The 23,633-nt window shown below is 60.4% G+C and carries 21 protein-coding genes and 2 pseudogenes; 14 read left to right on the top strand and 9 right to left on the bottom strand.

The window, feature by feature from the left end:
• Nucleotides 1-1,029: pseudogene (locus ABJH13_RS07925) on the bottom strand (hypothetical protein); the annotation flags it as partial.
• Nucleotides 1,030-1,168: 139 nt separating this feature from the next.
• Here ABJH13_RS07925 and ABJH13_RS07920 point away from each other — a divergent pair.
• Nucleotides 1,169-1,888 carry a thiamine diphosphokinase gene (locus tag ABJH13_RS07920; RefSeq protein WP_348405677.1) on the top strand — a complete coding sequence of 240 codons (720 nt, stop codon included), beginning with the start codon at nt 1,169-1,171 and terminating at the stop codon, nt 1,886-1,888.
• On the opposite strand, the gene ABJH13_RS07915 is transcribed toward ABJH13_RS07920, so the two are convergent.
• The 3 genes from ABJH13_RS07915 to ABJH13_RS07905 form a co-directional block, all read right to left on the bottom strand.
• A complete protein-coding gene (locus tag ABJH13_RS07915) occupies nt 1,794-2,723 on the bottom strand; it encodes a DMT family transporter (protein ID WP_348405676.1) in 930 nt (309 codons plus the stop codon). The genes ABJH13_RS07920 and ABJH13_RS07915 overlap by 95 nt on opposite strands.
• Before the next feature lie 62 nt (nt 2,724-2,785).
• Nucleotides 2,786-4,159 carry an L-serine ammonia-lyase gene (locus ABJH13_RS07910; RefSeq protein WP_348405675.1) on the bottom strand — a complete coding sequence of 458 codons (1,374 nt, stop codon included), beginning with the start codon at nt 4,157-4,159 and terminating at the stop codon, nt 2,786-2,788.
• Nucleotides 4,160-4,846, bottom strand: coding sequence for a glutathione S-transferase family protein (locus ABJH13_RS07905; protein WP_348405674.1), 687 nt, complete (start codon nt 4,844-4,846; stop codon nt 4,160-4,162).
• Nucleotides 4,847-5,024: 178 nt separating this feature from the next.
• Between ABJH13_RS07905 and rpiA the strand changes: the two are divergent.
• The 8 genes and pseudogenes from rpiA to ABJH13_RS07865 all read left to right on the top strand — a co-directional run.
• Nucleotides 5,025-5,741: pseudogene (gene rpiA / locus ABJH13_RS07900) on the top strand (ribose-5-phosphate isomerase RpiA); the annotation flags it as partial.
• Nucleotides 5,742-5,859: 118 nt separating this feature from the next.
• Complete coding sequence (gor, locus tag ABJH13_RS07895; protein ID WP_348405673.1) at nt 5,860-7,227, top strand: glutathione-disulfide reductase; 1,368 nt, start codon at nt 5,860-5,862, stop codon at nt 7,225-7,227.
• A 75-nt stretch (nt 7,228-7,302) separates the two neighbouring features.
• Complete coding sequence (gene hflK, locus ABJH13_RS07890) at nt 7,303-8,448, top strand: FtsH protease activity modulator HflK (RefSeq protein ID WP_348405672.1); 1,146 nt, start codon at nt 7,303-7,305, stop codon at nt 8,446-8,448.
• Complete coding sequence (locus ABJH13_RS07885) at nt 8,448-9,347, top strand: protease modulator HflC (protein ID WP_348405671.1); 900 nt, start codon at nt 8,448-8,450, stop codon at nt 9,345-9,347. Before hflK ends, ABJH13_RS07885 begins: the two co-directional genes overlap by 1 nt.
• Nucleotides 9,344-9,547 carry a DUF2065 domain-containing protein gene (locus ABJH13_RS07880; protein WP_348405670.1) on the top strand — a complete coding sequence of 68 codons (204 nt, stop codon included), beginning with the start codon at nt 9,344-9,346 and terminating at the stop codon, nt 9,545-9,547. Before ABJH13_RS07885 ends, ABJH13_RS07880 begins: the two co-directional genes overlap by 4 nt.
• Nucleotides 9,548-9,733: 186 nt before the next feature.
• Nucleotides 9,734-11,215, top strand: coding sequence for a Do family serine endopeptidase (locus ABJH13_RS07875; RefSeq protein WP_348405669.1), 1,482 nt, complete (start codon nt 9,734-9,736; stop codon nt 11,213-11,215).
• Nucleotides 11,216-11,423: 208 nt separating this feature from the next.
• Nucleotides 11,424-11,747 (top strand): 2Fe-2S iron-sulfur cluster-binding protein, encoded by a 324-nt coding sequence (locus tag ABJH13_RS07870; RefSeq protein WP_348405682.1) that lies wholly within the window; start codon nt 11,424-11,426, stop codon nt 11,745-11,747.
• A 35-nt stretch (nt 11,748-11,782) separates the two neighbouring features.
• Nucleotides 11,783-12,493 carry a VCBS repeat-containing protein gene (locus ABJH13_RS07865; RefSeq protein ID WP_348405668.1) on the top strand — a complete coding sequence of 237 codons (711 nt, stop codon included), beginning with the start codon at nt 11,783-11,785 and terminating at the stop codon, nt 12,491-12,493.
• A 3-nt stretch (nt 12,494-12,496) separates the two neighbouring features.
• Here ABJH13_RS07865 and purD read toward each other — a convergent pair whose 3' ends face one another.
• Nucleotides 12,497-13,768 (bottom strand): phosphoribosylamine--glycine ligase, encoded by a 1,272-nt coding sequence (gene purD / locus ABJH13_RS07860; RefSeq protein ID WP_348405667.1) that lies wholly within the window; start codon nt 13,766-13,768, stop codon nt 12,497-12,499.
• Nucleotides 13,769-13,849: 81 nt separating this feature from the next.
• Here purD and xseA point away from each other — a divergent pair, with 81 nt between their 5' ends.
• Nucleotides 13,850-15,391, top strand: coding sequence for an exodeoxyribonuclease VII large subunit (gene xseA, locus ABJH13_RS07855; protein WP_348405666.1), 1,542 nt, complete (start codon nt 13,850-13,852; stop codon nt 15,389-15,391).
• Between the two features lie 15 nt (nt 15,392-15,406).
• Here xseA and ABJH13_RS07850 read toward each other — a convergent pair whose 3' ends face one another.
• Entirely contained in the window at nt 15,407-15,739 is a 333-nt protein-coding gene (locus ABJH13_RS07850) for a hypothetical protein (protein ID WP_348405681.1), read from the bottom strand.
• Between the two features lie 94 nt (nt 15,740-15,833).
• On the bottom strand, nt 15,834-16,922 hold the full coding sequence (locus tag ABJH13_RS07845; protein WP_348405665.1) for an alkane 1-monooxygenase: 1,089 nt from the start codon (nt 16,920-16,922) through the stop codon (nt 15,834-15,836).
• A 208-nt stretch (nt 16,923-17,130) separates the two neighbouring features.
• On the opposite strand from ABJH13_RS07845, the gene ABJH13_RS07840 reads away from it, so the two are divergent.
• From ABJH13_RS07840 to ABJH13_RS07825, 4 genes are all read left to right on the top strand, one after another.
• Nucleotides 17,131-18,831 carry an NAD(P)H-dependent oxidoreductase subunit E gene (locus ABJH13_RS07840; RefSeq protein WP_348405664.1) on the top strand — a complete coding sequence of 567 codons (1,701 nt, stop codon included), beginning with the start codon at nt 17,131-17,133 and terminating at the stop codon, nt 18,829-18,831.
• A gap of 77 nt (nt 18,832-18,908) precedes the next feature.
• Nucleotides 18,909-20,132, top strand: coding sequence for a signal recognition particle-docking protein FtsY (gene ftsY, locus ABJH13_RS07835; protein WP_348405663.1), 1,224 nt, complete (start codon nt 18,909-18,911; stop codon nt 20,130-20,132).
• A gap of 46 nt (nt 20,133-20,178) precedes the next feature.
• Nucleotides 20,179-21,081 (top strand): EamA family transporter, encoded by a 903-nt coding sequence (locus tag ABJH13_RS07830; RefSeq protein WP_348405662.1) that lies wholly within the window; start codon nt 20,179-20,181, stop codon nt 21,079-21,081.
• Between the two features lie 9 nt (nt 21,082-21,090).
• Complete coding sequence (locus ABJH13_RS07825; protein WP_348405661.1) at nt 21,091-21,708, top strand: inner membrane-spanning protein YciB; 618 nt, start codon at nt 21,091-21,093, stop codon at nt 21,706-21,708.
• Here the strand turns inward: ABJH13_RS07825 and ABJH13_RS07820 are convergent.
• Together ABJH13_RS07820 and ABJH13_RS07815 are read right to left on the bottom strand one after the other, a co-directional pair.
• The gene (locus tag ABJH13_RS07820) at nt 21,701-22,426 is read right to left on the bottom strand and encodes a cyclic nucleotide-binding domain-containing protein (protein ID WP_348405660.1); all 726 of its coding nucleotides are present in this window, start codon (nt 22,424-22,426) and stop codon (nt 21,701-21,703) included. The genes ABJH13_RS07825 and ABJH13_RS07820 overlap by 8 nt on opposite strands.
• 64 nt (nt 22,427-22,490) lie before the next feature.
• Nucleotides 22,491-23,537, bottom strand: a complete 1,047-nt coding sequence (locus tag ABJH13_RS07815) for an alpha/beta hydrolase (protein ID WP_348405659.1) — start codon at nt 23,535-23,537, stop codon at nt 22,491-22,493.
• Nucleotides 23,538-23,633 lie beyond the last annotated feature (96 nt).

Here is a 23,633-nt window from a genome sequence, read left to right as displayed (position 1 = left end):
CTCTGATACGTCGGTGGGGGATGGATCGGCAGACGCCAAAACAGTCTGCAGGTCCTTCCGATCCAGTTTTAGCACCCGCGTGCTGACGGGCGCCGGGGCGACATCATTGGGGGCATCTGCTGTCGCAGCTGAATATGCGTCTTCTGCGTCAACATCTTGCGGGGGGGCGTCGCTTGTGGCGATGGCGGCGCGTAAATCGGCTTCCAAGACGTCCTCGATATTGGCGGCGTCCATTGCTGCATCTTCGTTGGCTGCCTCTTGATGGTCTGCGCCGGGGGCGTCACTTTCAGCATCAGCATCAGCATCAGCATCAGCATCAGCATCAGCATCAGCATCAGCATCAGCATCAGCTGGTTGCTGCGCCACGACCTCACGGATCCGCTCCAGCTTGGCGGCAACGCTTTCATCAGCTGCGGTTTCACCGGGGGAGGAAGGCTCGGGCGCATCATCCGGTGCAAACTGCGCAAAGTCGGTCGCGGTTGTTTGGTGCAAGTCGGGCTCAGGCTCTGCGTCCTGAGGCTCGGGGCTTTGGGCGAAAAACGCGGCGGCCTCTGATGGGACGCCGGATTGCGGATCATTGTCTGTGGGGGCAATACTCTGGGCCTCGACAGACGCGCCCTCTGGCTGCTCATCCGGTGCCGGGTCTGTTGCATCAAGGACCACAGCAGCCGTCATCGCGTATAGGGCGCCCACGTCCATCGGGATGTTCGGTGCGGTATCGGCGGCGGGCTCGATGGGGCGCGCGGGCATCGCGGCCGTGTCGTGGGCTTGCGCGCTATCGGCGTTCACGGCGAGATGACCCGTCTGCGCATCCGTCTCCAGATCGCCCGGCACATCGTGTTCGGCAAGCCGCGCCGCCAGATCTGTATCGGGGTGCAACGGATCGGCACCAAAAAGCGGATCCTGCGCTGCGACATCGCGAAAATACTCCACAACAAGCTTCATGATCTCTAAAGGATCATCATACCCTTCCAACGTGCAGGAAAACGCCCCATATGAGACTGTCAGAGCTTTGTTGTGGTTCGTCATCGCATGCGTCCCCCCTTTGGGTCCTTCAATAGACTGTTTACCACATGATCGAAGCCAAAATCGCCGCGAATCTGCGCCTATCAAGGTACCATTTTTCGGCAACCATGTCGTCTGTTTGCAAAAAAGGCCTTAAACTTAGGTGAATTTCAAGATTATAGATCAAAACAATGCGGTAACGCTGGTGGGCGGCGGGGCCGTTGGGCGGAATGATCTGGCCGCTGCGTTGGCGTTGGGCCCCACCTGTGTGGCCGCTGACAGCGGTGCCGATGTCGCACTTGACGCAGGAGTGGACCCGCACGCCGTTATTGGCGATATGGATTCGATTTCCCCGGCAGGCCGGGCCCGTATCCCTGCCGCGCGCGTGCATACCATCGCCGAACAGGACAGCACTGATTTTGACAAAGCCCTGCGCAGTATTTCGGCGCCGCTGATCATTGCGGTGGGGTTTTGTGGGCGGCGGGTCGACCACCAGCTGGCGGCGTTGCACACGTTGGTGATGCACCCGGACGTGCCCTGCTTGATGGTGGGCGAGGAAGATGTGATTTTTCTGTGCCCGCGCGATTTTGAACTGGCCACAGAACCGGGCGCGCGGGTGTCGTTGTTTCCGATGGGGGCAGTGACGGGGCGGTCGCAGGGGTTGGAATGGCCGATTGAGGGGCTCGATTTTGCGCCCGATGGCAGGTCGGGGACATCCAACTGGGCGACGGGTCCGGTGCGGTTGCAGATGGATGCGCCTGCGATGCTGTGTTTGGTGCCGCGCCGGTTTATGGCTGAGGTTGCGCAGCGCCTGATGCAGCTGCCAGAACACGCGCGGTGGCCCGCTCGCGTAGGACAACATACAGACCCGCAAGGATCGTGATCAAAATCCCAACCGCGGCCAACGGGTTGGGCAGATCGCCAAACACGATGAACCCAATCGCCGTGGCAAAGGGGATTTCTAGGTACTGCATCGGGGCGACGGTCGCCGACGGGGCATAGCGCAGTGACCAAGTCATCAACAGGTGCGCGATGGTGCCCAAGATTCCAATGGTCAGCAGCAAGGTCCAGTCTTGTGTCGAGGCATCTATGAGCTGCAGGTTCCATATGCCGCTGTTTTGAAACACCAAAAGTGTGGGGCCCATAACGGCGACGGCCATAACGCCGCTGACGGCTTGCAGCCCGATGGGGTCGGTTTCGCGGGCGATTTGACGGGTGACCAACATAAAGAACGCAAAATTCACCGCCACCGCGACGGGCAGCAACGCAGGCCAACCAACCTGACCAAAGCTGGGTTGTACGACCAATAGTGTGCCCACGAAACCAACAATGCAGGCGATCAACCGGCGTGGGCCGACTTCTTCATTCAGGGCGTATTTGCCCAACACCAGCATGATAAAGGGCATGACAAACGCAATCGCCACCGCATCCGCCAGAGGTAGATATTTCAGCGCTGTGACCATGCCCGCGATGCCCGCGATATGCAGCAGGGTGCGGACAAACGTCAGCGCCAGAATGCGCCGCCGCATCCGCCATGCCCGCCCCGTCAGCCACACCAGCGGGATAAGCGCCAGCGCCTGCACCGCAAAGCGCACCAGCACCAGCTGGCCCACGGGGACCGTCTGACCAAGGATCTTGGCAACGGCATCTCCGACCGGTGCCAGGATGCAAAATCCGAGCATTAATGTGATACCAAGCAGGGGACGATCAGCGTTCATGGTGCGGACCGTATGAGGGCAATTCTGTCAATGCAAGAAAAGGCTACAAGTTGACTCAAGTTTTAGCAGTTTGGCACATTTACGGCCAACCCGCCCAAAGAGGTCTCTTTGTATTTGTCAGACATATCCACGCCGGTTTGCCGCATGGTTTCGATGCAGGCGTCCAGCGACACCAAATGCGTGCCATCTCCGCGCAATGCCAAAGACGCCGCCGAAACCGCCTTTATTGCGCCCAAGCCGTTGCGTTCGATGCAGGGCACCTGCACCAAACCTTTGACCGGGTCGCAGGTCATGCCAAGGTGATGTTCCAGCGCGATTTCGGCGGCGTTTTCCACCTGTTCGGGGGTGCCACCCAACACCGCACACAAGCCCGCAGCGGCCATGGCGGCGGCAGAACCCACTTCGGCCTGACACCCCGCTTCGGCGCCCGAAATAGAGGCGTTGTATTTCACCAGCCCACCGATGGCTGCCGCCGTCAGCAGGAAATCTTCGACATGGGCCTCAGAGGCGCCGGGCACATGGTCAAGGTAGTACCGCAAGGTGGCGGGCAACACGCCTGCCGCCCCATTGGTGGGGGCGGTCACGACCTGCCCACCGGCGGCGTTTTCTTCGTTGACGGCCATGGCATAGGCGCTCATCCAGTCGTTGATCGTATGAGGGGCCGTCAGGTTCATGCCGCGTTCTTGCAGCAACTTGTCATGGATACCCTTGGCGCGACGTTTCACCGATAACCCACCCGGTAGGGTCCCGTCAGTGGTCAGGCCCCGGTCGATGCAATCGGACATGACCTGCCACAGGCGCCGGGTGCCGGTGGCCAGCCCATCGGCCCCGCCGCGCGCGGTTTCATTGGCCCGTTTCATGCCCGCAATAGATCGGCCAGAGGCGGCGGACATGTGCAACATTTGCGCGGCGGTTTTGAAGGGGAACGGCACGGGCGCGCCTGCGTCGGTGTCCTTGCCTGCGGCCAGTTCGGCTTCGGTCATGACGAACCCGCCGCCGATGGAATAATAGGTTTCGAGCAGGGTGACGTCACCTTGTGCATCTGTTGCCATCAGCATCATGCCGTTGGCGTGCCCCGGTAAAACGGTGTCAAAGTCAAAGACCAGATCACGCGCAGGGTCAAATCGCAACGCCGGCAGCCCGGCAGGGTGGATCACATGGCCGGTGTTGATCTGCGCCAATGCGTCGTCGGCGCGGGTGCTGTCGTAGGTGTCGGGGACGAACCCGGCCAGCCCCAGAATGGTCGCTCGATCTGTGGCGTGGCCCACGCCCGTAAACGCCAGCGAACCGTGCAGCGACGCGCGCAACCCATGGAAGGCAAACGGCGACGCGCGCATCAGGTCCAAAAACCGCGCGGCGGCCATCATTGGGCCCATCGTATGGGACGAAGACGGCCCGATCCCGACCTTGAACATATCGAATACGGATAGAAACATCTAAAGAGCACTTCCTTCTGGGGGGCGGGGCAGGCGCGGCGCGGTAAATGGCGTGGGGCCCAGCCCTTCGGCGGTTTGCGCGGCATGGGTGCTGGCACGGGTTTCCAGCTGGTGGGCCATGTGATGCAGGCGCGGGTAAGCGGCCAGATCAAACCAGCTGTGGTCGTCGTGTGTTGGATAGAGCCGCAGCCAACGCAGCACCGGCGCAAGATAGAGATCAAGCAGATTGGGGCGGTCGCGCGGCTGCCAGTGGTGTTCGAGTATATCCAACTGCGACAACAGCATCTTTTGCGTGTTGGCGGCCCATGCGGGCGCTGCATCAATGGGCACGAAATTTTGCGGGTAAAACAGCATGCGCAGGGCGGGGTGCACAGTGTTCGACAGATAGAACAGCCATTTCAGTGTCTCGCCACGGGCGGGATTATCCGGAGGCGGTGCCAAGTGCCCATGCCGGTCCGCCAGCCACAGCAAAATCGCACCCGTTTCAAAGATAGCGCCCTGCGGGGTGTCCAGCGCGGGGATCAGCCCGCCGGGGTGGCGCCTCCGGTGCGCGGGGCCCTTTTGCGCGCCGGTGCGGCGGTCGACCAGCTGGGTGCGGTAGGGCACGCGCAGTTCTTCGAGCGCAAGCCTGATGATCAGCGATGCGTTATCGGGGGCGTAATGCAGTGTGTAGTCGGGCGATGTCATGTCCCCGATTTAGCGCGATTCTGAGCGCGCTGCCGCATGAAAAACGACCCTTACCAGACCGTTGAGGCATGAATTGCCGCGATTGCCTCCGACAGACCCCCTTGGGCGCGAAATCAACACTCGCACCCTTTGGCGTTGTTACATATAAGGGCGCAAATCTCGCTGAAGGAGCCCGCCCATGCCCGATGATCTGTCGCCGGTAGAGACCGCGAAATACGTTGCCGCCAAGCGGGCGGCGCAGCTGGTCGAGACCGGTATGAAGGTGGGTTTGGGCACAGGGTCGACCGCCGTTTGGTTGGTGCGCTGTCTGGGCGAAATGCGGCGCAACGACGGGTTGCAGATCACAGCGGTGCCCACATCGACCCGCACCGCCACACAAGCGCGCGAAGAGGGGATCAAGGTTGTGACCCTAGACGAGGCAAAATGGCTGGATCTGACCATCGATGGCGCCGACGAATTCGATGCCGCCTTTAACCTGATCAAGGGCGGCGGCGGGGCGTTGTTGCAAGAAAAGATCGTGGCGCGCTCATCCGAGCGGATGGTGGTGATCGCCGACAACAGCAAAGAGGTCGCGACGTTGGGGGCCTTTGCGCTGCCCATCGAGGTGATCCCCTTTGGCCTGCAAGCGACGCAAAAACTGGTCGAAGACCTGCTGGCCGCTGCGGATGTCGACAGCCACAAAACGACGCTGCGGATGGATGCGGGCGCGCCTTTCCGCACCGACGAAGGCAACCATATTCTGGACCTGCATGTGGCGCGTATCGGGGATGCCCCTGCCTTGGCGCTGGCACTCAATCAGATCCCCGGCGTGGTGGAAAACGGTCTGTTCATCGACATCTGCGATCAGGTGATCATTGGGCACGGCGATGGGCAGGTTGACCTGCGCACGCTGGATGCCGCCGCGCCCACCAACTGACCTATGACGACATCAGGTGCGCTGGGCCTATGGCAATGTGCGCCCTCACGCTTATATGTAACTGTGCAAGATGAATTGACCCTTGAAAGGCCTCGGAATGAGCGATTTTGACTATGATCTCTTTGTAATCGGTGGTGGATCCGGCGGCGTGCGTGCAGCGCGTGTTGCCGCAGGCGAAGCCGGTGCCAAAGTCGCGTTGGCCGAAGAGGACCGCTATGGCGGTACCTGCGTGATCCGCGGCTGTGTGCCCAAAAAACTGATGGTATTTGCCAGCGAATATGCCGGTGTGGTCGAAGAAGCCGCAGCCTACGGGTGGGACCTGACGCAGGGCGCCTTCAACTGGCGTGCTTTCCAGACCCGCCTGAACGCAGAGCTGGACCGCCTCGAAGAGATCTACCGCAAGCTGCTCAAGGGCTCTGGGGTCGAAACCTATGACGCACGCGCAACTGTGTCGGGCCCGCATGAGGTCACCCTATCGACGGGTGAAACGAAAACAGCCAAACACATTCTGGTGGCCACGGGCGGTCGCCCGGTGCGCCCGGACATCCCCAACGCCGAATTGGGGATCGTGTCTGACGATATCTTCCATCTTGATCAGCTGCCCAAATCGCTGCTGATCGTCGGTGGGGGTTATATCGCGTGCGAATTCGCGGGCATCATGAACGGCCTTGGTGTTGAGGTGACGCAGTTCTATCGCGGCGCGCAAGTGTTGCGCGGGTTTGACACCGAAGCACGCGATTTGGTCGCTGATTCCATGCGCGAACGTGGCATTGACCTGCAGGTAGACACCAATATCGCACAGATGGACCGCGCCGCAGATGGGGCCGCAGTGCATGTCACATCGACCACTGGCGATGCGCGCGACTATGACGTGGTGCTGTTTGCCACCGGGCGTGACCCCAACACCGATGGCATGGGGCTGGAACCGCTTGGCGTTGTGTTGGGCCGTCGTGGCCAGATCGAGGTGGACGCCTATAGCCAAACCGCAGTGCCGTCGATCTACGCGATTGGCGATGTGACGGACCGGGTGAACCTGACGCCGGTTGCGATCCGCGAAGGCATGGCCTTTGTCGAGACCGTGTTTAAAGGCAATCCGACCCAAGTCGACCACGATCTGATCCCTTCGGCGATCTTTACCCAACCTGAAATGGGCACCGTTGGTCTGAGCGAGGAAGACGCGCGCGCGCAAGAACCGATCGAGGTTTACAGCACGTCGTTCCGGCCTATGCAGACGTCTTTTGCCGGACGCCCCGACAAGGTCTTGATGAAACTGGTGGTGTCGCAGAAAACCCGCAAGGTGTTGGGCTGTCACATCGTGGCCCCCGGCGCGGGCGAGATGATCCAGCTGGCCGGTATCGCGGTGAAGATGGGCGCAACCAAAGAAGACTTTGATCGCACAGTGGCAGTGCATCCGACGATGTCCGAAGAGATGGTCACCATGCGGACACCTGTGCGCACGGCTTGAATTTCGCGCAACCTTGCGTATTTAATAGCATGATTTTGATCGCAAAAGATGCGATTTTGGAGGGAAAAAGACTGAATGGCTGGGAATAATGGCGGCCCCTGGGGGGGCGGCGGTGGAAACTCCGACGATGATAAACCAAGCGGTGGAAACCGCGGCAATAACGGTGGCGGCCCACGTGGCCCCGGCGGCGAGGGGCCACAAATCCCGGAAATCGACGAGCTGGTCAAAAAAGGCCAGGAACGTCTGCGCGTCCTGATGGGCGGCAAAGGCGGCGGCACCGGCGGTGGCAACACCGGCGGCGGTGGCGGTGGCCCGGCGTTCACACGCGGGACGCTTGGCCTTGTGGCGGCGGGCGCGGTTGTGGCTTGGGGCTTTGCGAGCTTTTATACCGTGGCCCCCGACGAACAATCCGTTGAACTGTTCTTGGGTGAATATTCGTCAACCGGCAACCCGGGCCTGAACTTTGCGCCATGGCCTTTGGTCACCGCAGAAGTGCTGCCCGTGACGCGTGAACAAACCGAAGCGATCGGCGCGCAGGTTGACAGCGGTTTGATGCTGACCACCGATGAAAACATCATCGACATTGATTTTCAGGTGGTTTGGAATATCAGCGACCCTGCGAAATATCTGTTTAATTTGGCTGACGCACGGGAAACCATTCGGGCTGTGTCGGAATCTGCGATGCGCGAAGTGATTGCGCGCAACGAACTCGCGCCGATCCTGAACCGGGATCGCGGGATTATCGCGGATGAGGCCGAGCAGCTTATTCAGGGCACATTGAATGCCTATGACAGCGGTGTGAACATCGTGCGTCTGTTGCTCGACAAGGCCGACCCGCCGCGCGAAGTGATCGACAGCTTCCGCGAAGTGCAAGCCGCCGAGCAAGAGCGCGACCGTTTGGAACGTCAGGCGGATGCTTATGCCAACAGGGTGACAGCGGGGGCGCGCGGTGAAGCCGCCAGCCAGTTGGAACAGGCCGAAGCCTACCGTGCGCAGCAGGTCAATGAGGCCGAAGGTGAGGCTGCACGCTTTACGTCGGTGCTTGAGGAATACACCAAAGCACCGGGTGTGACCCGAAAACGTCTGTATCTGGAGACCATGGAGAAGGTCTTTGGTGACGTTGATAAAATCATCCTGGAAAGCGATCTGGGCGGCAATGGCGGGCAGGGTGTTGTGCCGTATCTGCCGCTGAATGAATTGCGCCGTGGGGGGACAAACTGATGCGTGCTGGAAAATTCCTATTGCCGATCGCAGTGATCGCTGTTGTCGGTGTTCTGAGCTCGGTCTTCATTGTGGATGAACGCGAAAAAGCGTTGGTTTTGCAGTTTGGGCAAATTAAATCGGTCAAAGAAGAACCGGGACTGGCGTTCAAGATCCCGCTTCTTCAGGAGGTCGTGTTTTATGATGACCGGATCCTGTCGTTGGATACCGAAGTTGTCGAAGTCACGCCGTCGGATGACCGTCGTTTGGTTGTGGATGCGTTCGCGCGCTATCGGATCTCGGATGTTGTGCAGTTCCGCCAAGCTGTTGGTGGGGGCGGCATGTTGGGCGCCGAAAAACGTCTGAGCGATATTTTGAACCCGACCATTCGCCGGGTTTTGGGGTCGGATGGGGTGACGTCAAACACCATCCTTTCGGCCGATCGGTCGGCGTTGATGGCGCGGATCACCCAGCAAGCGCGGCAACGGGCGTTGCCCTTGGGTCTTGAAGTCGTCGATGTGCGTCTGAAACAGACCAACCTGCCGGAGCAAAACCTGGATGCCACCTTTGCCCGGATGCGCGCCGAACGTGAACGCGAAGCCGCAGACGAAATCGCGCGCGGTGAAGAAGCCGCTCAGCGGGTGCGCGCCTTGGCGGACCGTACGGTGGTGGAATTGACCTCTGATGCGACCCGCGAAGCCGATATCGTGCGAGGCCAAGCCGATGCTGAACGCAACGCGATCTTTGCGTCCGCCTTTGGGGCCGACCCGGAGTTCTTTGAATTCTACCGGTCGCTCACCGCCTATGAACGCGCGCTGAAAGGCAGCAATTCGACCATGGTTTTGTCGCCTGATAGTGAATTTTTCAACTATCTGCGATCCGATCAAGGCGTGCGGTCTGAGGAAGGCGAAAGCCGGTGAGCGTATTGCTCCTTGCCCTCGGGCTGGTGATGATTATCGAGGGGCTGGCCTATGCGCTGGCCCCTTCGCTTATTGAACGTATGCTAGAAGCCCTGCGCGCATTGCCGCAAACTGCGGTGCGTCAATTGGGGTTGCTGATCGTGGTCAGCGGGTTGATTCTGGTCTGGTTGGCGTGGCAATTAGGTGCCCGTATCGGTTGAATTGTAAAAAACGTCGAAAATTGTACCCGGTCTTCACGGTTTGCTCACATAGTATTGAAACTGTGATAATGTGATACATCTTTGAAGTTGCGTGGCAGGCGCCCTAAATGCAGTCTGTGTAGACGCACACCCTCAGAGCACACCAAGGGCCACAGGGCCCAACATTAAGATTTCAGGAGACGACGCATGCAGCCCAAGGCCGTATTCATGTCCACCATCACTCAGACCCCGCTTCAGATGCGCTTGTTGCTATTGGCCGTTCTGACACTGGCGTTCACGCTGGTTCAGCCGCTCGGTGCTTTTGCACAGCAACAAAGCCTTGCGCCATTGGCCGAGAGGATCAGCCCGTCTGTCGTTAACATCACGACCACGACAGTTGTGGCGGGGCGCACCGGGCCACAGGGGATCGTGCCTGAAGGATCACCCTTCGAAGACTTCTTCCGCGAATTCCAGGACCGCAATGAAGGTCAGGGCGAGCGCCCGCGCCGGTCTTCCGCGCTGGGGTCTGGGTTTGTGATTTCCGAAGACGGGTATGTGGTGACGAACAATCACGTGATCGACGGCGCCGATGAAATCATGATCGAATTTTACCCCGGTGGTGGCGAATTGCTAAAGGCCGAAGTGATCGGAACCGACCCCAACACCGATATAGCACTGCTCAAGGTCGAGGCCGACGGCCCGCTGCCGTTTGTATCCTTTGGGGACAGCGATATCGCGCGTGTGGGCGACTGGGTGGTCGCAATGGGCAACCCACTTGGCCAAGGGTTTTCCGTCAGTGCGGGGATCGTTTCTGCACGCAACCGCGCATTGAGCGGCACGTATGATGATTATCTTCAGACCGACGCGGCGATCAACCGCGGCAACTCTGGCGGCCCGCTGTTCAATATGGACGGGGAAGTTGTCGGCGTGAACACGGCGATTTTGTCGCCCAACGGCGGATCAATCGGTATCGGGTTTTCGATGGCCTCGAATGTGGTCACTCGCGTGGTGGACCAGCTGAAAGAATTCGGCGAGACGCGCCGGGGCTGGTTGGGTGTGCGCATTCAGGACCTGACAGATGATCTGGCCGAATCGATGGACCTAGAGCTGACATCCGGCGCATTGGTTACCGACGTCCCTGAAGGGCCCGCGCGCGACGCAGGTATGGAAGCGGGCGATGTGATCATCAGTTTTGCGGGCAACCCTGTCGCTGATACGCGCGGGCTGGTGCGCGAAGTGGGCAACAGCCCCGTGGGTGAAACCGTACGCGTAACCGTGATGCGCGCTGGGGCCACCCAGACCTTGCGCGTGACATTGGGCCGCCGCGAAGAGGCCGAAGGTGCCGTGCCTGCCGTGGCCGCAGGGCCCGATGAAAGCGTAGGCCCGATCACCAAAGATGTTCTGGGCCTAAGCTTGACCACGATGACCGATGAGGTGCGGACCGAACTGGGCTTGGATGGTCAAATTCAGGGGTTGGCGGTGACCGCCGTCGCTGAGACCTCTGAGGCCTTTGAGAAAGGGTTGCGGGCCGGTGACATCATCACCGAAGCCGGACAACAAAGCGTTGTAAGCATCTCTGATCTCGAAGACCGTGTGACCGCCGCCAAAGACGCAGGGCGCAAGTCCCTGTTGTTGTTGGTCCGCCGCGCAGGCGATCCACGGTTTGTGGCACTGACCCTGTCAGAGTAACAGCCCCCACCCTAGATTTGCAGAAGGGCGCCATGTTTGAGCGCCCTTTTGTTTTGGGCGTAAGCGGCAGCGTGCCGCGCAGAATATCACATTTTGTGGCCTTTTTGGGGGTGAAAGCGGTTTGGCAACGCGCGGTCCTCGCAAAAGATGCTGGCGCACCTTATATGGCCTCGGTAGATAGGCACAAAGCATGAAGGGAACGACGGACGTGGCAAAGATCACCTACATTGAGCATGGCGGCAAAGAACACATTGTAGAGGTCGCCAATGGCCTGACGGTCATGGAGGGCGCGCGGGACAATAATATTCCCGGTATTGAAGCAGATTGCGGCGGGGCCTGCGCCTGTTCCACGTGCCATGTCTATGTGGATCCAACTTGGGCGGAAAAGCTGCCCGCTATGGACGACATGGAAGAAGATATGCTGGACTTCGCGTATCAACCTGACCCCGCGCGGTCGCGTTTGACCTGCCAGATCAAGGTGACAGATGATCTGGAAGGCCTTGTGGTGCAGATGCCCGAAAAACAGATTTAATGCGATCAAGGGCGCGGCGTCAGCCGGTGTGCTGGATGCACCGTGCCATTCGCCGCGCACTGCTGGCGGTGTGCGTGTTGCCGGCGGCGGTTGCGGCCGCGCCGCAGATTGTCGCCGCCCAGTATGAAGGACCGACGCTGCGCTATGCGCATGGTGTGTTGGGCGATACAATCGAGCATACCACATTGATGGTATCTTTGGACGATGGCGCGCAGGTGCGATTTACCCTGGAGGATGCATTGGTGTTTGAGGACACAGAACCGCGCGTATTAGACTTAGATCTGGACGGGCGGCCTGAGATTGTTGTGGTGGAAAGCAGCCAGACCAAAGGGGCGCGGCTGGCAGTTTATAACACCGATGGCCGGATTGCAGCGACGCCCTTCATTGGCGTGCGGTTTCGGTGGTTGGCGCCGGTGGGTGCTGGGGATCTGGACGGGGATGGCGCCGTAGAGATCGCGTATATCGACCGCCCTCATTTGGCCAAAACCCTTCGGATTGTGCGGTTTATCGACGGTGATCTTGTACCCGTGGCCAATATGGATGGCCTGACCAACCACCGCATTGGGGAACGCGATATCGCCGGTGGCCTGCGGATGTGCGCAGCTGTGCCCGAGATGATTTTGGCCAATGCGGATTGGTCAGCGCTGGTGGCTGTTGAATTCGGCGCAGATGGGGTGCTGGCACGCACCATCGGGCAAGACACCAGCCGGCGCGCATTTGAGCGGGCGCTGGAATGCGCCGACTAGCCTTTAGGTATCTGACAGAGCGCGCCAGCCGATATCGCGGCGGCAGAACCCTTCGGGCCATGTGATCTCATCGACCATACCGTAGGCTTTGTCGCGTGCGGCGCTCAGGCTATCTGCACGCGCAGTGACGGCCAAAACCCGGCCGCCGGTTGCTATGATGTGGCCCGCATCTTGCCCGGTGCCTGCGTGGAACACCATATGGTGGCTGTCTTCGGTTAGGTGATCTAATCCCCCGATAACGGATCCTTTTTCATAGGCCCCGGGATACCCCTTTGCGGCCAAAACGACCGTCATGGCATGGTCATCGGCCCAGTTGACACGGGCTTGCGCCAGCTGTCCTTGGGCGCAGGATTGCAATAGGTCCAACACTTGCGCGCCCAATCGCATCATCAACGCCTGACATTCAGGGTCGCCAAAGCGGACGTTATATTCCACCAAACGGGGCTGGCCGTTTTCGATCATCAGGCCGACAAACAACACACCTTGGTAGGGTGTGCCTTGACGCACCATTTCCGCCATGGTGGGGCGCACGATCTGGTCCAGCGTGGCCTGCATCACCGCGTCTGTCATCACGGGGGCGGGGGAATAGGCGCCCATGCCGCCGGTGTTGGGGCCGGTGTCGCCTTCGCCCACGCGCTTGTGGTCTTGGGCGGTGCCGATGGGCAAAACCGTTTCGCCATCGCATAGCACAAAGAACGAGGCTTCCTCGCCGGTCATGAATTCCTCAATCACGACCTCGGCGCCCGCAGACCCGAATGCGCCCGAAAACATATCATCCACGGCGGCCAAGGCTTGGTCTTGGGTTTCCGCGATGATCACGCCCTTGCCGGCGGCCAATCCATCGGCCTTGATCACAATCGGCGCGCCGTGATCGCGCACATAGGCGCGGGCGGCGGCGGCGTCAGTGAAATGACCGTAAGCGGCCGTTGGCGCACCTGCCGCATCGCATATCTTTTTGGTAAAGGCCTTTGAGGCCTCCAACTGTGCGGCGGCGGCGCTGGGGCCAAACACCAACACCCCGGCAGCGCGCAACCTGTCGGACACGCCCGCAGCCAGCGGTGATTCGGGCCCGATGATGACAAAATCAATGGCCATTTCTTCGGCAAACCGTACCACTGCGGCGCCATCGTTGATATCAAGGGCCGCGCATTCGGCGATCGCCGCGATGCCTGCGTTGCCCGGTGCCACAATCAACCGGTCGCATTTTGGGTTTTGTTTCACGGCCCATGCAAGGCTGTGTTCACGCCCGCCGCTGCCAAGGATAAGAATGTTCATTGCGGGTGCTCCTGATGTGCTTGGCCTTCGGTCTTGCGCGTTCTAAGCTGGGGCGAACCGCGATACAACACCAGAGGACGCATGGATCTGATTGATGCCCCCGAAGACGGGTTAAACAGCCCCGAATTCACCGTGACCGAGCTTTCAGGCGCGATAAAACGCGTGATCGAGGGCGAATTTGCCCATGTGCGGATCAAGGGCGAGGTGGGCCGCGTGTCGCGCCCGCGGTCGGGGCATATCTATCTGGATCTCAAAGACGACCGCGCGGTGATTTCCGGCGTGATCTGGAAGGGCGTGTCGGCGCGTCTGCAAACCCAACCCGAAGAGGGGATGGAGGTTGTCGCCACCGGGCGGATCACCACGTTTGGCGGGCAGTCCAAATATCAGATCGTGATCGAAGATATCAAACCGGCGGGCATGGGCGCGTTAATGGCGCTGCTGGAAAAACGCAAAAAGATGCTGGACAGCGAAGGGTTGTTTGACCCTGCGCGCAAACGTCCGTTGCCATATTTGCCCGAAGTGATCGGGGTGGTGACATCGCCGTCGGGGGCGGTGATCCGCGATATTTTGCACCGGCTGCGCGATCGCTTCCCGCGCAAGGTGTTGATGTGGCCGGTGGCCGTGCAGGGCGAAAAATGCGCCCCCGAAGTGACCCGCGCCATCGAAGGCTTCAACGCGATGACGCCGGGTGGCGCGTTGCCCCGCCCCGATTTGTTGATTGTGGCGCGCGGTGGCGGGTCGGTCGAAGACCTGTGGGGGTTCAACGAAGAAAGCGTGGCCCGTGCGGCGGCGGCGTCTGATATTCCGTTGATCTCGGCGGTGGGCCATGAAACCGACACGACATTGATCGACTATGTCTCGGACAAACGCGCGCCTACGCCAACGGCGGCGGCGGAATTGGCTGTGCCCGTGCGTCACGAGTTGATCGCGTGGCTCGAGGGCCAGGATGCCCGGATGCGTCAGGCTCTGAGCCAAGGACTGACCCGCCGTGATCAGCGGTTGCGCGATATGGCGCGTGCGTTGCCAAGGGCCGAAAGCCTGTTGGACACGCCGCGCCAACGGCTTGATATGCTGTCGGCGCGGTTGGGGCCTGCGTTGATTGCGGGTGTGCAGCGACGCAAAGTGCGTTTGGCAGACATCGGTGGCGTGCTGCGCCCGGCGGCGTTGCAACGCAGTGTCAACCTAGAACGGCGCAGGTTGCAGGAAACGGGCGCGCGGCTGGATCCGGCGTTGCAGCGCCGTTTGGATGTGGCGCGCGATCAGCTAACCAGCAAAACTCAACGCTTTCGCCCGGCGGTTCTGGTGCAAGATCACGCGCGCCAATCGCGGGCCTTTGCCAGCCTGATTTCGCGTCTTTCGGGGGCAGGGCAACGCAACATTGCCACGTGGCGTGGGCGGATCACAGCGGCAGAACGGTTGCGCAAAACCTTGGGCTACGAGGCGACGCTAGAGCGTGGGTTTGCCGTGGTACGCAGTGGCGGCACGTTGGTGACCGATACCAAAACGGCCAAAGCCGCCAGCACGTTGGACATCCAGTTTGCAGACGGGCGCGTCACGGTGGGGGGCAAAGCGCCTGCGCGCAAGACGGCCAGCAAACCGCCCGACCAGGGATCGTTGTTTTAACGCGATCCGGCCAGTTCAGACGCCCACATCGGGGCCCAGACACACCATGTCTTGGTCAACGTTTCCGGCCTCGTAAAGCTCGGTGGCGCCCGGTGCGTTTTCAAACAGTGCCGTCAACCGGCCGTTGTCGACGAAAAATGTCCAACATTGCGGGTTTGGGTTATCTTCGTAGATAAAACAGATCTGGTCGGCCTGTTCGTACCATTCGCCATATTTGCACTGACCATCCAAAAACGACCAAATAACGCGGCGATTTTCGAGGTATTCTTCGACGCCGTAGGACTGGCCCTCTTCGCCGTAAAACAGCGTTTTGCCGCGGGTGTAGTCGTCAAATTCCTGCGCTGACATTGGCGTTTGGGCCAACGCGGGCAGGACGGTGAGGGTGGTGAGGCAAAGCGCAGCAAGGGCGCGCAAGGCAGGGTGTGGCTGTGTCATCATGAGGTTACTCTGACAGAACAGCCGGATGGGAGCCAGTGGCGGCGGCCTGATTTGGCACGGTTTTGCCAGAATAGAGGGGCCGCGCGACGTGCACCGCTTGCACGCGCGGGTCCATTATGCGCCGCCACAGCGGCGGCAGTAGCGCAATGGCGCCCATCACCGGCACCGACCGGGGCAGGGTGGGCATGGTGGCGGCGTCATACCGCAGATTGGCAAAGGTGCGCGCGGGGTTCTGGTGGTGGTCCGAGTGCAACGGCGCGTTTAGCATCAGGGCGGATGACACGCTGGGCGGGGCGTTCCAACTGTGGTGCGAGCCCATGGGTTCGGTGCGGCCTTGCGCGTCGGTGCGGCGGCGCAATCCGTAGTGTTGCAGGTAGTCTGACAACATTAGCTGCAGGTGTGCGTGGGCCGCGAGGGCCACGACCACGGCGATGCCTGCCCAGCCCCCTAACCCGTAGGCCGCAAGACACGTTAACACATTGATCAGGCCGTAAATGGCATAGGGGTGTCGCCAGATCGCACCCCGACTGCGCCGGTTTTCGGCCCGCAACCCTGCGGTGAATTCACCGACAAACACCTGCACAAAAAACCGCCAAAAGCCGCGCCCTAAGGGGGCAGAATTGGGGTCGCGCGCGGTGCCTGCATGCACGTGATGTACCAACAAATGCGCCGACACATGTTGCCCGTTGAGGAGGGAACAATAGATAACGGCGCCCAGCCTGCGCAGGGGGCGGTTGCTGCGGTGGATCAGCTCGTGGGCGCAGGCGTTGCTGACCTGCCCGACGTAGAGACCGACCCCCAACATCAGCGCCAGCGCTTGCGCCGTGGACAGGTTTGTGCCCCCAGACACCGCCCAAATGCAGGCCGCCAGAAGTACGAAATGCAGCGCGCTGATGGCCACGGGCAACCAAATATCCTGCCGGGTGCTGGGGCTGCCCGCCAGCCGGGTCATGTCCAAGATCGCGACCGTTAGGGTGATGCTGAACAGCCCCACATAGGCCCACCCCCCGCCGACCAACGCACCGACCAGCAGGCAGGTCGCGGGGCCGAGGCTCGCCAGAGCAAAGCAAATGGAGGTCATGCGCGTGTTCATAATGAGCGCCATGTGTACCGCGCCGCCGGTCCGGCGCCAAGCGTCTTGGGGGCGGCGGTTCACGGCAGAAGTTTCTGATCAGACACAGAATGTCGTTTCTGGTCGAATACCGGCGCGGTTTTGGCGCTACCCTGTGCAAGTGCGGGCAGATATGTTCCGGCCAAGACATCAGCACCCGGCACCAAACGGGGAACGGAGACACGACTTCATGGCATTGGACAATGGCGATAAAGCCCCGCGCAAGGGCGTCTGGAAATCGGGCAAAGGCAAGGGGCGCCACCACACCAAGGGGCGTCAATTGCACGATGATGCTTGGGATGAGGTGCGCGCGGTTTTGGGTGATGCCCCCCGCCGCGCGGATCTGTTGATCGAACATCTGCACAAGATCCAGGACCAGTACGGCCATTTGTCAGCCGCCCATTTGCGGGCCCTGGCCGAAGAGGTGCGCATGTCGATGGCCGAGATCTACGAGGTTGCGACGTTTTATGCGCATTTTGATGTGGTCAAAGAGGAGGACACACCGCCGCCCGCGCTGACCATCAGGGTGTGCGATTCGCTCTCGTGCGAACTGGCGGGCGCGCAGGCGCTGAAAACGGCGCTGCAAGACGGGCTCGACCCGACAGAGGTGCGCGTGTTGCGTGCGCCTTGCATGGGGCGGTGCGATACCGCGCCGGTGTTGGAGCTGGGGCACGCGCATATTGACCACGCCACCCCCGAAAAGGTGCAGGCGGCCATCGCCGCAGGTGAGATCCACGCGCATATCCCGGCCTATCAAAACTACGCAGATTACACGGCTGACGGCGGCTATGCGCGGTTGCAGGATCTGCGCGCCAATGGCGATTGGGAAGCCGTGCAAGACACCGTGTTGGCGTCTGGTTTGCGGGGCCTTGGGGGGGCTGGGTTTCCGTCGGGCAAGAAATGGGGTTTTGTGCGGGCCAATCCGGGGCCGCGTTATCTGGCGGTGAATGGCGACGAGGGCGAGCCTGGCACCTTTAAGGACCGCCATTACCTTGAACGCACGCCGCATCTGTTTTTCGAAGGTATGTTGATCGCCGCTTGGGCGGTCGAGGCCGAGACCTGCTATATATACATGCGCGACGAATACCCCGCCGTCTTGCAGATTTTGCGCCGCGAGATCACCGCACTCGAAGACGCGGGCATTGTGGCACCGGGGTATATTGACCTGCGGCGCGGTGCGGGCGCCTATATTTGCGGCGAAGAAAGCGCGATGATCGAAAGCATCGAGGGCAAGCGCGGTATGCCCCGTCACCGTCCGCCCTTTGTGGCGCAGGTGGGTATTTTTGGCCGTCCAACGTTGGTGCATAACGTCGAAACATTGCATTGGGTGGCGCGCATTTGCCGCGAAGGGCCACAGGTGCAATCTGGCATCGAAAAGAACGGTCGTACTGGGGTGCGCAGCTATTCGGTGTCGGGGCGGGTGGCGCAGCCGGGTGTGTATGCGCTGCCTGCGGGCTCGACGATTGTGGATATCATTGAGGCCGCGGGGGGCATGGCGGCGGGCCATGTGTTTAAGGCGTACCAACCGGGCGGGCCGTCTTCGGGGCTGTTGCCTGCGCGGATCAACGATGTGCCGCTGGATTTCGACACGTTGCAACCGCTTGGGTCGTTCATCGGATCGGCGGCGGTGGTTGTGTTGTCGGAACACGATTCGGCCAAGGCCGCCGCGTTGAATATGCTGCGGTTTTTCGAAGACGAAAGCTGTGGGCAATGCACGCCCTGCCGTGTGGGCTGTGAAAAGGCCGTCAAGCTGATGCAGCAAGACACGTGGGATCAAAACCTACTGGAGGAATTGAGCACCGCCATGGTCGATGCATCGATCTGCGGGTTGGGGCAGGCCGCGCCCAACCCCATCCGTCTGGTGATCAAGCATTTCGCGGATGAAATCTGACAATCTGCGCGCCCCTTTCCCTTCGGGGCAATTGCCCTTAGACGGGACTGTGACAGATCACGGGGGCGCGCAGGGCGATGGCGTTTTTCAAGAAACTTAAAAACCGGTTGTTCAATTCGTCGTCAAAGATTGACGAAGGTCTTGAGGCGATTGTTGACGAGGGCGGAGCCGAAGAGGTCACCGCACCGCAGGGCGACCCCGCACCGGTGGCGGACTATGCCAGTACTGGTGTTGAAACTCCCCTTGATACGGACGACGCGGATGTCGCAGACACCCCGGTTGATCCGGCGCCTGCTGCCGAATTTGTTCAACCCGAACCCGAACCCGAACCCGAACCCACGGTTTTGCCGCGCAACCCTGCGCCTGTTGCCGCAGCGCTAACCGAAACAGCATCGCAGGCTACGCCTGAGAAATCGGGCATATTGGGGCGTCTGTTAGGGCGGTCCGACGGGCAAACGGTTGTGCGCCGCACTCTTGATGACGCGATGCTCGAACAGCTCGAAGAGCTATTGATCGCCGCCGATATGGGGGTTGATACGGCCCTGCGTGTGGTCGCCAACATGGCCGAAGGTAACATGGGGCGCAAACTGTCGGTGCAGGAAATCAAAACCCTGATGGCCAAGGAAATCGCACGTATCATGGACCCGGTGGCCAAACCGCTGCCGCTTTATCCGCGCACGCCGCAGGTGGTGTTGGTGGTGGGGGTCAATGGGTCGGGCAAAACCACGACCATCGGCAAATTGGCCAGCCAATTCCGGGCGGCTGGCAAAAAGGTGGTGATTGCGGCGGGCGATACGTTCCGTGCGGCGGCGGTCGAACAATTGCAGGTCTGGGGCGACCGCGCGGGCGTACCCGTGTTGACGGCCCCCGAAGGGTCCGACCCGGCCAGCCTTGCGTATGACGCTATGTCGCAGGCGCAGGCCGACGGCGCAGATCTGTTGTTGATCGACACCGCAGGGCGCTTGCAGAACCGCAGCGACCTGATGGAAGAGCTGGCCAAAATCGTACGTGTGATCCGCAAGAAAGACGACAGCGCACCGCACAATACGCTGTTGGTGCTGGATGCGACCACCGGACAAAACGCGCTGAACCAGGTCAAAGTGTTCCGCGATATTTCGGATGTGTCGGGCCTTGTGATGACCAAACTGGACGGCACCGCCAAGGGGGGCGTGCTGGTGGCTCTGGCGGATAAATTCGGCCTGCCGATCCATGCCATCGGGGTCGGTGAACAGATCGACGACCTTGATGCCTTTGACCCCGAAGAGTTCGCGGATGCCTTGATGGGTCTTGAACGGGAATGACCGCACCCGCCGCATGCGGCCCTAAGGGGGCGCCCGCCGCCGCGCCATGACCCAGTGGTTGATCTCTATCGAGGGCACCGACGCGGGCCACCACATGGCGCTGATTTTGGCGCTGACGGCGGCGGTTTTGCACGCGGTGTTCGGCGCATTGCAAAAGGGGCGGCATGACCCGTGGCTCACACGTGGGGCGATCGATTTTTGCTATTTTGTCATGGCCATTCCGTTTGTCGTCTTGGTGGTGCCCGCCCCCGAACCGCATATGTGGCCGATTTTCGCGGTCGTTTGGGTCATCCATGTGGGCTACAAACTGCTGCAGGCTTGGGCCTACACCAAGGGCGCCTATACGGTTGTCTACCCGGTGGTGCGTGGCACCGGACCGCTGTTTACGGTCATCGGGGCGTACCTGATTTTCGGCGAAACGTTTACGGGCACGCAGTGGGTCGGCATTGCGGTGCTGCTGGCGGGGATCTTTGGGCTGGCACTGTATAATATGGTGTTTTTGGTGTCAGAACGCGATACACTGCACGCGGCCCTTGGGTTGGCGGCGCTGACGGGGCTGTTTGTGGCGTTGTACACCACCTATGACGCGTATGGCATCCGCGCGACGGCCAATCCGTTTACGTTTTTGGCGTGGTTTTTCATGATCGACGGGGTGTTTATGCCCATCGTGGCCATCATCAAATGGCGGCGCATGGAGAACCGCCCCACGTTGGGCCCGCTTATGGCGCGCGGCATGGTGGGCGGGGTCGTTGCACCGTTTAGTTTTGGCGCCGTCATGTTAGCCACGCGCCTTGATAAGGTCGGCGAGGCGGCGGTACTGCGGGAAACATCCACCGTATTTGCCGCGATCATTGGGTGGGTGTTTCTGAAAGAAACGGTTGGCCCGCGCCGGATTGCCCTTATGGCATTGATTGCGCTTGGGGCTGTGATAGTTGAGATGGGTGGCTAGGAAGAGAACATGTCAGACGTAAAACCGATCAACCCGATTTTGAAACAGGTGCTCGAACTGGGCCCTACCGTATTGTTTTTCTTGATCTACCTGAAGATCAAGGAAGAGACCTATGTGATTGGCGGCACCGAATACACGGGCTTTATCGTGTCGGCGCTGGTGTTCGTGCCGATCTTGCTGGTGGCGATGGGCCTCTTGTGGCGCCTCACCGGACAGCTCAGCCGGATGCAGGTGTTTACGGCCTTTATGGTCATCTTTTTCGGTGGGCTGACGGCATGGTTCAACGACGAGCGGTTTTTCAAGATGAAAACCAGCATCGTTTACGGCCTGTTTTCGGTGTTGTTAGGCATTGGCCTGATGCGCGGGCAGTCATATCTGGCTTATGTCATGAACGAAATGATGCCCATGCGTGACGAAGGCTGGATGATCCTGACGCGCCGGTTGTGCGTGGTGTTTGCAGTGCTGGCCGTCGCAAACGAGATCATTTGGCGCACCATGTCGACGGACGCTTGGGTCAAAATCGAAACCTTCGGGTTTCCGGTGGCTTTGATGGCGTTCCTGATGTGGCAGATCACGGCGCTACAGCAATATTTGATCACCGACGACGACGAGACAGACCCTAGCTGACCAAGGCAGGGGCGCGGTTTTGCCCCGGTTCGGGCCGCCGTGCGGGGATGGTGTTGGGCCCAATGGCGCGGGCGACTTTATTGGCCAGATCCACGGAAATCGCCGCCTCCAACGCCAGTTTAAACCGGGTGCTGCGGGTGCATTTGTGTTTCAGATCGTCAAACCGCCATTCCAATACCTCGGCGCCGGGCGCCAACCATGTGGTGGCCGAACTGGGTTGATCGATCAAAAAAGCGACTTCGCCCAGAAAATAATTGGGCGGGATGATAAATTCATGATCGCCTTTTTGGAGCCGCGTCGCCCCAGAGATCACGAAAAACAGGCGCGTGCCTGGGTCGCCTTCTTGGGTGACCTTGCATTCGTCCTCTACTGTGTAGCGCCGGGCGAGTTTCATCAAGGCGCGAAAGTCGCCGGGGGGCAACGGCGGAAAATCTGCATAAAGATCAGCATGCGCGCGCGGGATAGCCCACCGTGATTTGCGCGCCAACAGGCTGGTCAGACCGATGACATTCGCGGTGCCTATCAAAACGCTGACATAAATTGCCTCCCACAGGGGGGTCGCGGCGACAGTGGCGTAGTAAAGGGTATAGACCCCGGTGCCCGACAACAGCAGCACCCGCAGGACGATCTGGTTGATCGTGATCAACCCCGCGATATAAAACGCGCCCGCCAGATACACCAAGATGCCGGGTGAATATATGTAGTCGGTTATCGTCATGGGCCGCGATTCTCGATGTGCATAGGTAAAGTCTGCGCGATACCGGCGGCGTTATGCAAAGATATTATGAGGGGGATGTGGTTTTGCCCGTCCAAGGACGACTGGGGTGCGAGCATGTTAATGTGGGGGCTTGGGGGGTGTCGGGCCGCTGTGCCGCCCACAAACGATAGGTTTTGGCGCAAAGATGGCGCGCGGCGGTGGCCCAGTTTGCCGCCATCGGAGGCCGGGTTTGGAGGTCTGGTAAGAACGTGCGCAACTGCGACCACCGAGGTTGGGCATGGCGTGGGAGCATGGCCGTCAACCTGCCCAACCGCAGATCTGACGGGCCGTGCAACAGCCGCGAATACAGCGCCATAACGCCGGGCCTCGTATAGCTGGACCAATGGCAAATACGACGTGCGGAGTGCGCAATGGGCAGATCAAGGTGGGCTAACGCATCCAGCGTTGCGGGGCAGTCGAGCTGCAGATTGACAACATTTGCCCCCACCAGCCCTTGCCCGATGGCACGGTCGCGTATGCGCGGGGCGGGGATAAGTGTCTCGAACATCAGATCAAACAGATCGTTTTCGCGGCTTGTGATGTTGAAAACCTCAGTCGTGCGCCCTGCCGCCGTCGCGATCATATCCTGCGCGCGGGTGGTGAAACTGGCGCCGGTCAGCAACACCATCCGTTGCACCGCGTAGGCGGGCAGGTATGCCAGTGCTGACAGCGCGATTTCGGAGCCCAAGGAATGCGCCATGATATGAACGGGGCGGTGCGGTGCCGCCTCGCGCAGCGTTTGCACCAGAATGGCCAGCGCGCGCCCCAAGGCGGCAGCGCGGCGATGTGTGTGTACCAATGCACCGCGCGCAGGCCAGCCAAATGCGACAATCAACCGGTCCTTGCCCGTGCCGTCGCGTTGCACCCCGTTTGGCCAGCCGTCGGGCCCATCGTTGAAGATTTTGTGGTGTGGGCAATGGCTTGGGTGTCCGGGTTCATATTTATACCCATGCACCAAAATGACCGCCGCCGACCCTTGCGCCATCATGTCTTGGGGGATCGCTGCAAGAGGTACCGCACTGCCGTGTTGCTGTAGCCCGTCGTCTGTTGCGTTGATCCTGAGCCGTGGCATGGCGCGTCCCTTATACAATATATTGTGGGTCAGCTATTCCATACGCATACGCGGGGCGGGTGAAATTAGTATTACACCACCGTGACGGTGTTGACG

The organism is Roseobacter sp., assembly GCF_039970775.1.
Taxonomy (GTDB): Bacteria; Pseudomonadota; Alphaproteobacteria; order Rhodobacterales; family Rhodobacteraceae; genus Roseobacter.
The sequence above is the reverse complement of the archived record's forward strand: the minus strand, read 5'-3'. Positions and strand labels throughout refer to the sequence as shown.

Excerpts from the sequence above, each read along its gene's own strand:
- ABJH13_RS07915 (WP_348405676.1), bottom strand. The coding sequence starts at position 2,723 with ATGAACGCTGATCGTCCCCTGCTTGGTATCACATTAATGCTCGGATTT.
- ABJH13_RS07910 (WP_348405675.1), bottom strand. The coding sequence starts at position 4,159 with ATGTTTCTATCCGTATTCGATATGTTCAAGGTCGGGATCGGGCCGTCT.
- ABJH13_RS07905 (WP_348405674.1), bottom strand. The coding sequence starts at position 4,846 with ATGACATCGCCCGACTACACACTGCATTACGCCCCCGATAACGCATCG.
- gor (WP_348405673.1), top strand. The coding sequence starts at position 5,860 with ATGAGCGATTTTGACTATGATCTCTTTGTAATCGGTGGTGGATCCGGC.
- hflK (WP_348405672.1), top strand. The coding sequence starts at position 7,303 with ATGGCTGGGAATAATGGCGGCCCCTGGGGGGGCGGCGGTGGAAACTCC.
- ABJH13_RS07885 (WP_348405671.1), top strand. The coding sequence starts at position 8,448 with ATGCGTGCTGGAAAATTCCTATTGCCGATCGCAGTGATCGCTGTTGTC.
- ABJH13_RS07875 (WP_348405669.1), top strand. The coding sequence starts at position 9,734 with ATGCAGCCCAAGGCCGTATTCATGTCCACCATCACTCAGACCCCGCTT.
- ABJH13_RS07865 (WP_348405668.1), top strand. The coding sequence starts at position 11,783 with ATGCACCGTGCCATTCGCCGCGCACTGCTGGCGGTGTGCGTGTTGCCG.
- purD (WP_348405667.1), bottom strand. The coding sequence starts at position 13,768 with ATGAACATTCTTATCCTTGGCAGCGGCGGGCGTGAACACAGCCTTGCA.
- xseA (WP_348405666.1), top strand. The coding sequence starts at position 13,850 with ATGGATCTGATTGATGCCCCCGAAGACGGGTTAAACAGCCCCGAATTC.
- ABJH13_RS07850 (WP_348405681.1), bottom strand. The coding sequence starts at position 15,739 with ATGTCAGCGCAGGAATTTGACGACTACACCCGCGGCAAAACGCTGTTT.
- ABJH13_RS07845 (WP_348405665.1), bottom strand. The coding sequence starts at position 16,922 with ATGAACACGCGCATGACCTCCATTTGCTTTGCTCTGGCGAGCCTCGGC.
- ABJH13_RS07840 (WP_348405664.1), top strand. The coding sequence starts at position 17,131 with ATGGCATTGGACAATGGCGATAAAGCCCCGCGCAAGGGCGTCTGGAAA.
- ftsY (WP_348405663.1), top strand. The coding sequence starts at position 18,909 with ATGGCGTTTTTCAAGAAACTTAAAAACCGGTTGTTCAATTCGTCGTCA.
- ABJH13_RS07830 (WP_348405662.1), top strand. The coding sequence starts at position 20,179 with ATGACCCAGTGGTTGATCTCTATCGAGGGCACCGACGCGGGCCACCAC.
- ABJH13_RS07825 (WP_348405661.1), top strand. The coding sequence starts at position 21,091 with ATGTCAGACGTAAAACCGATCAACCCGATTTTGAAACAGGTGCTCGAA.
- ABJH13_RS07820 (WP_348405660.1), bottom strand. The coding sequence starts at position 22,426 with ATGACGATAACCGACTACATATATTCACCCGGCATCTTGGTGTATCTG.
- ABJH13_RS07815 (WP_348405659.1), bottom strand. The coding sequence starts at position 23,537 with ATGCCACGGCTCAGGATCAACGCAACAGACGACGGGCTACAGCAACAC.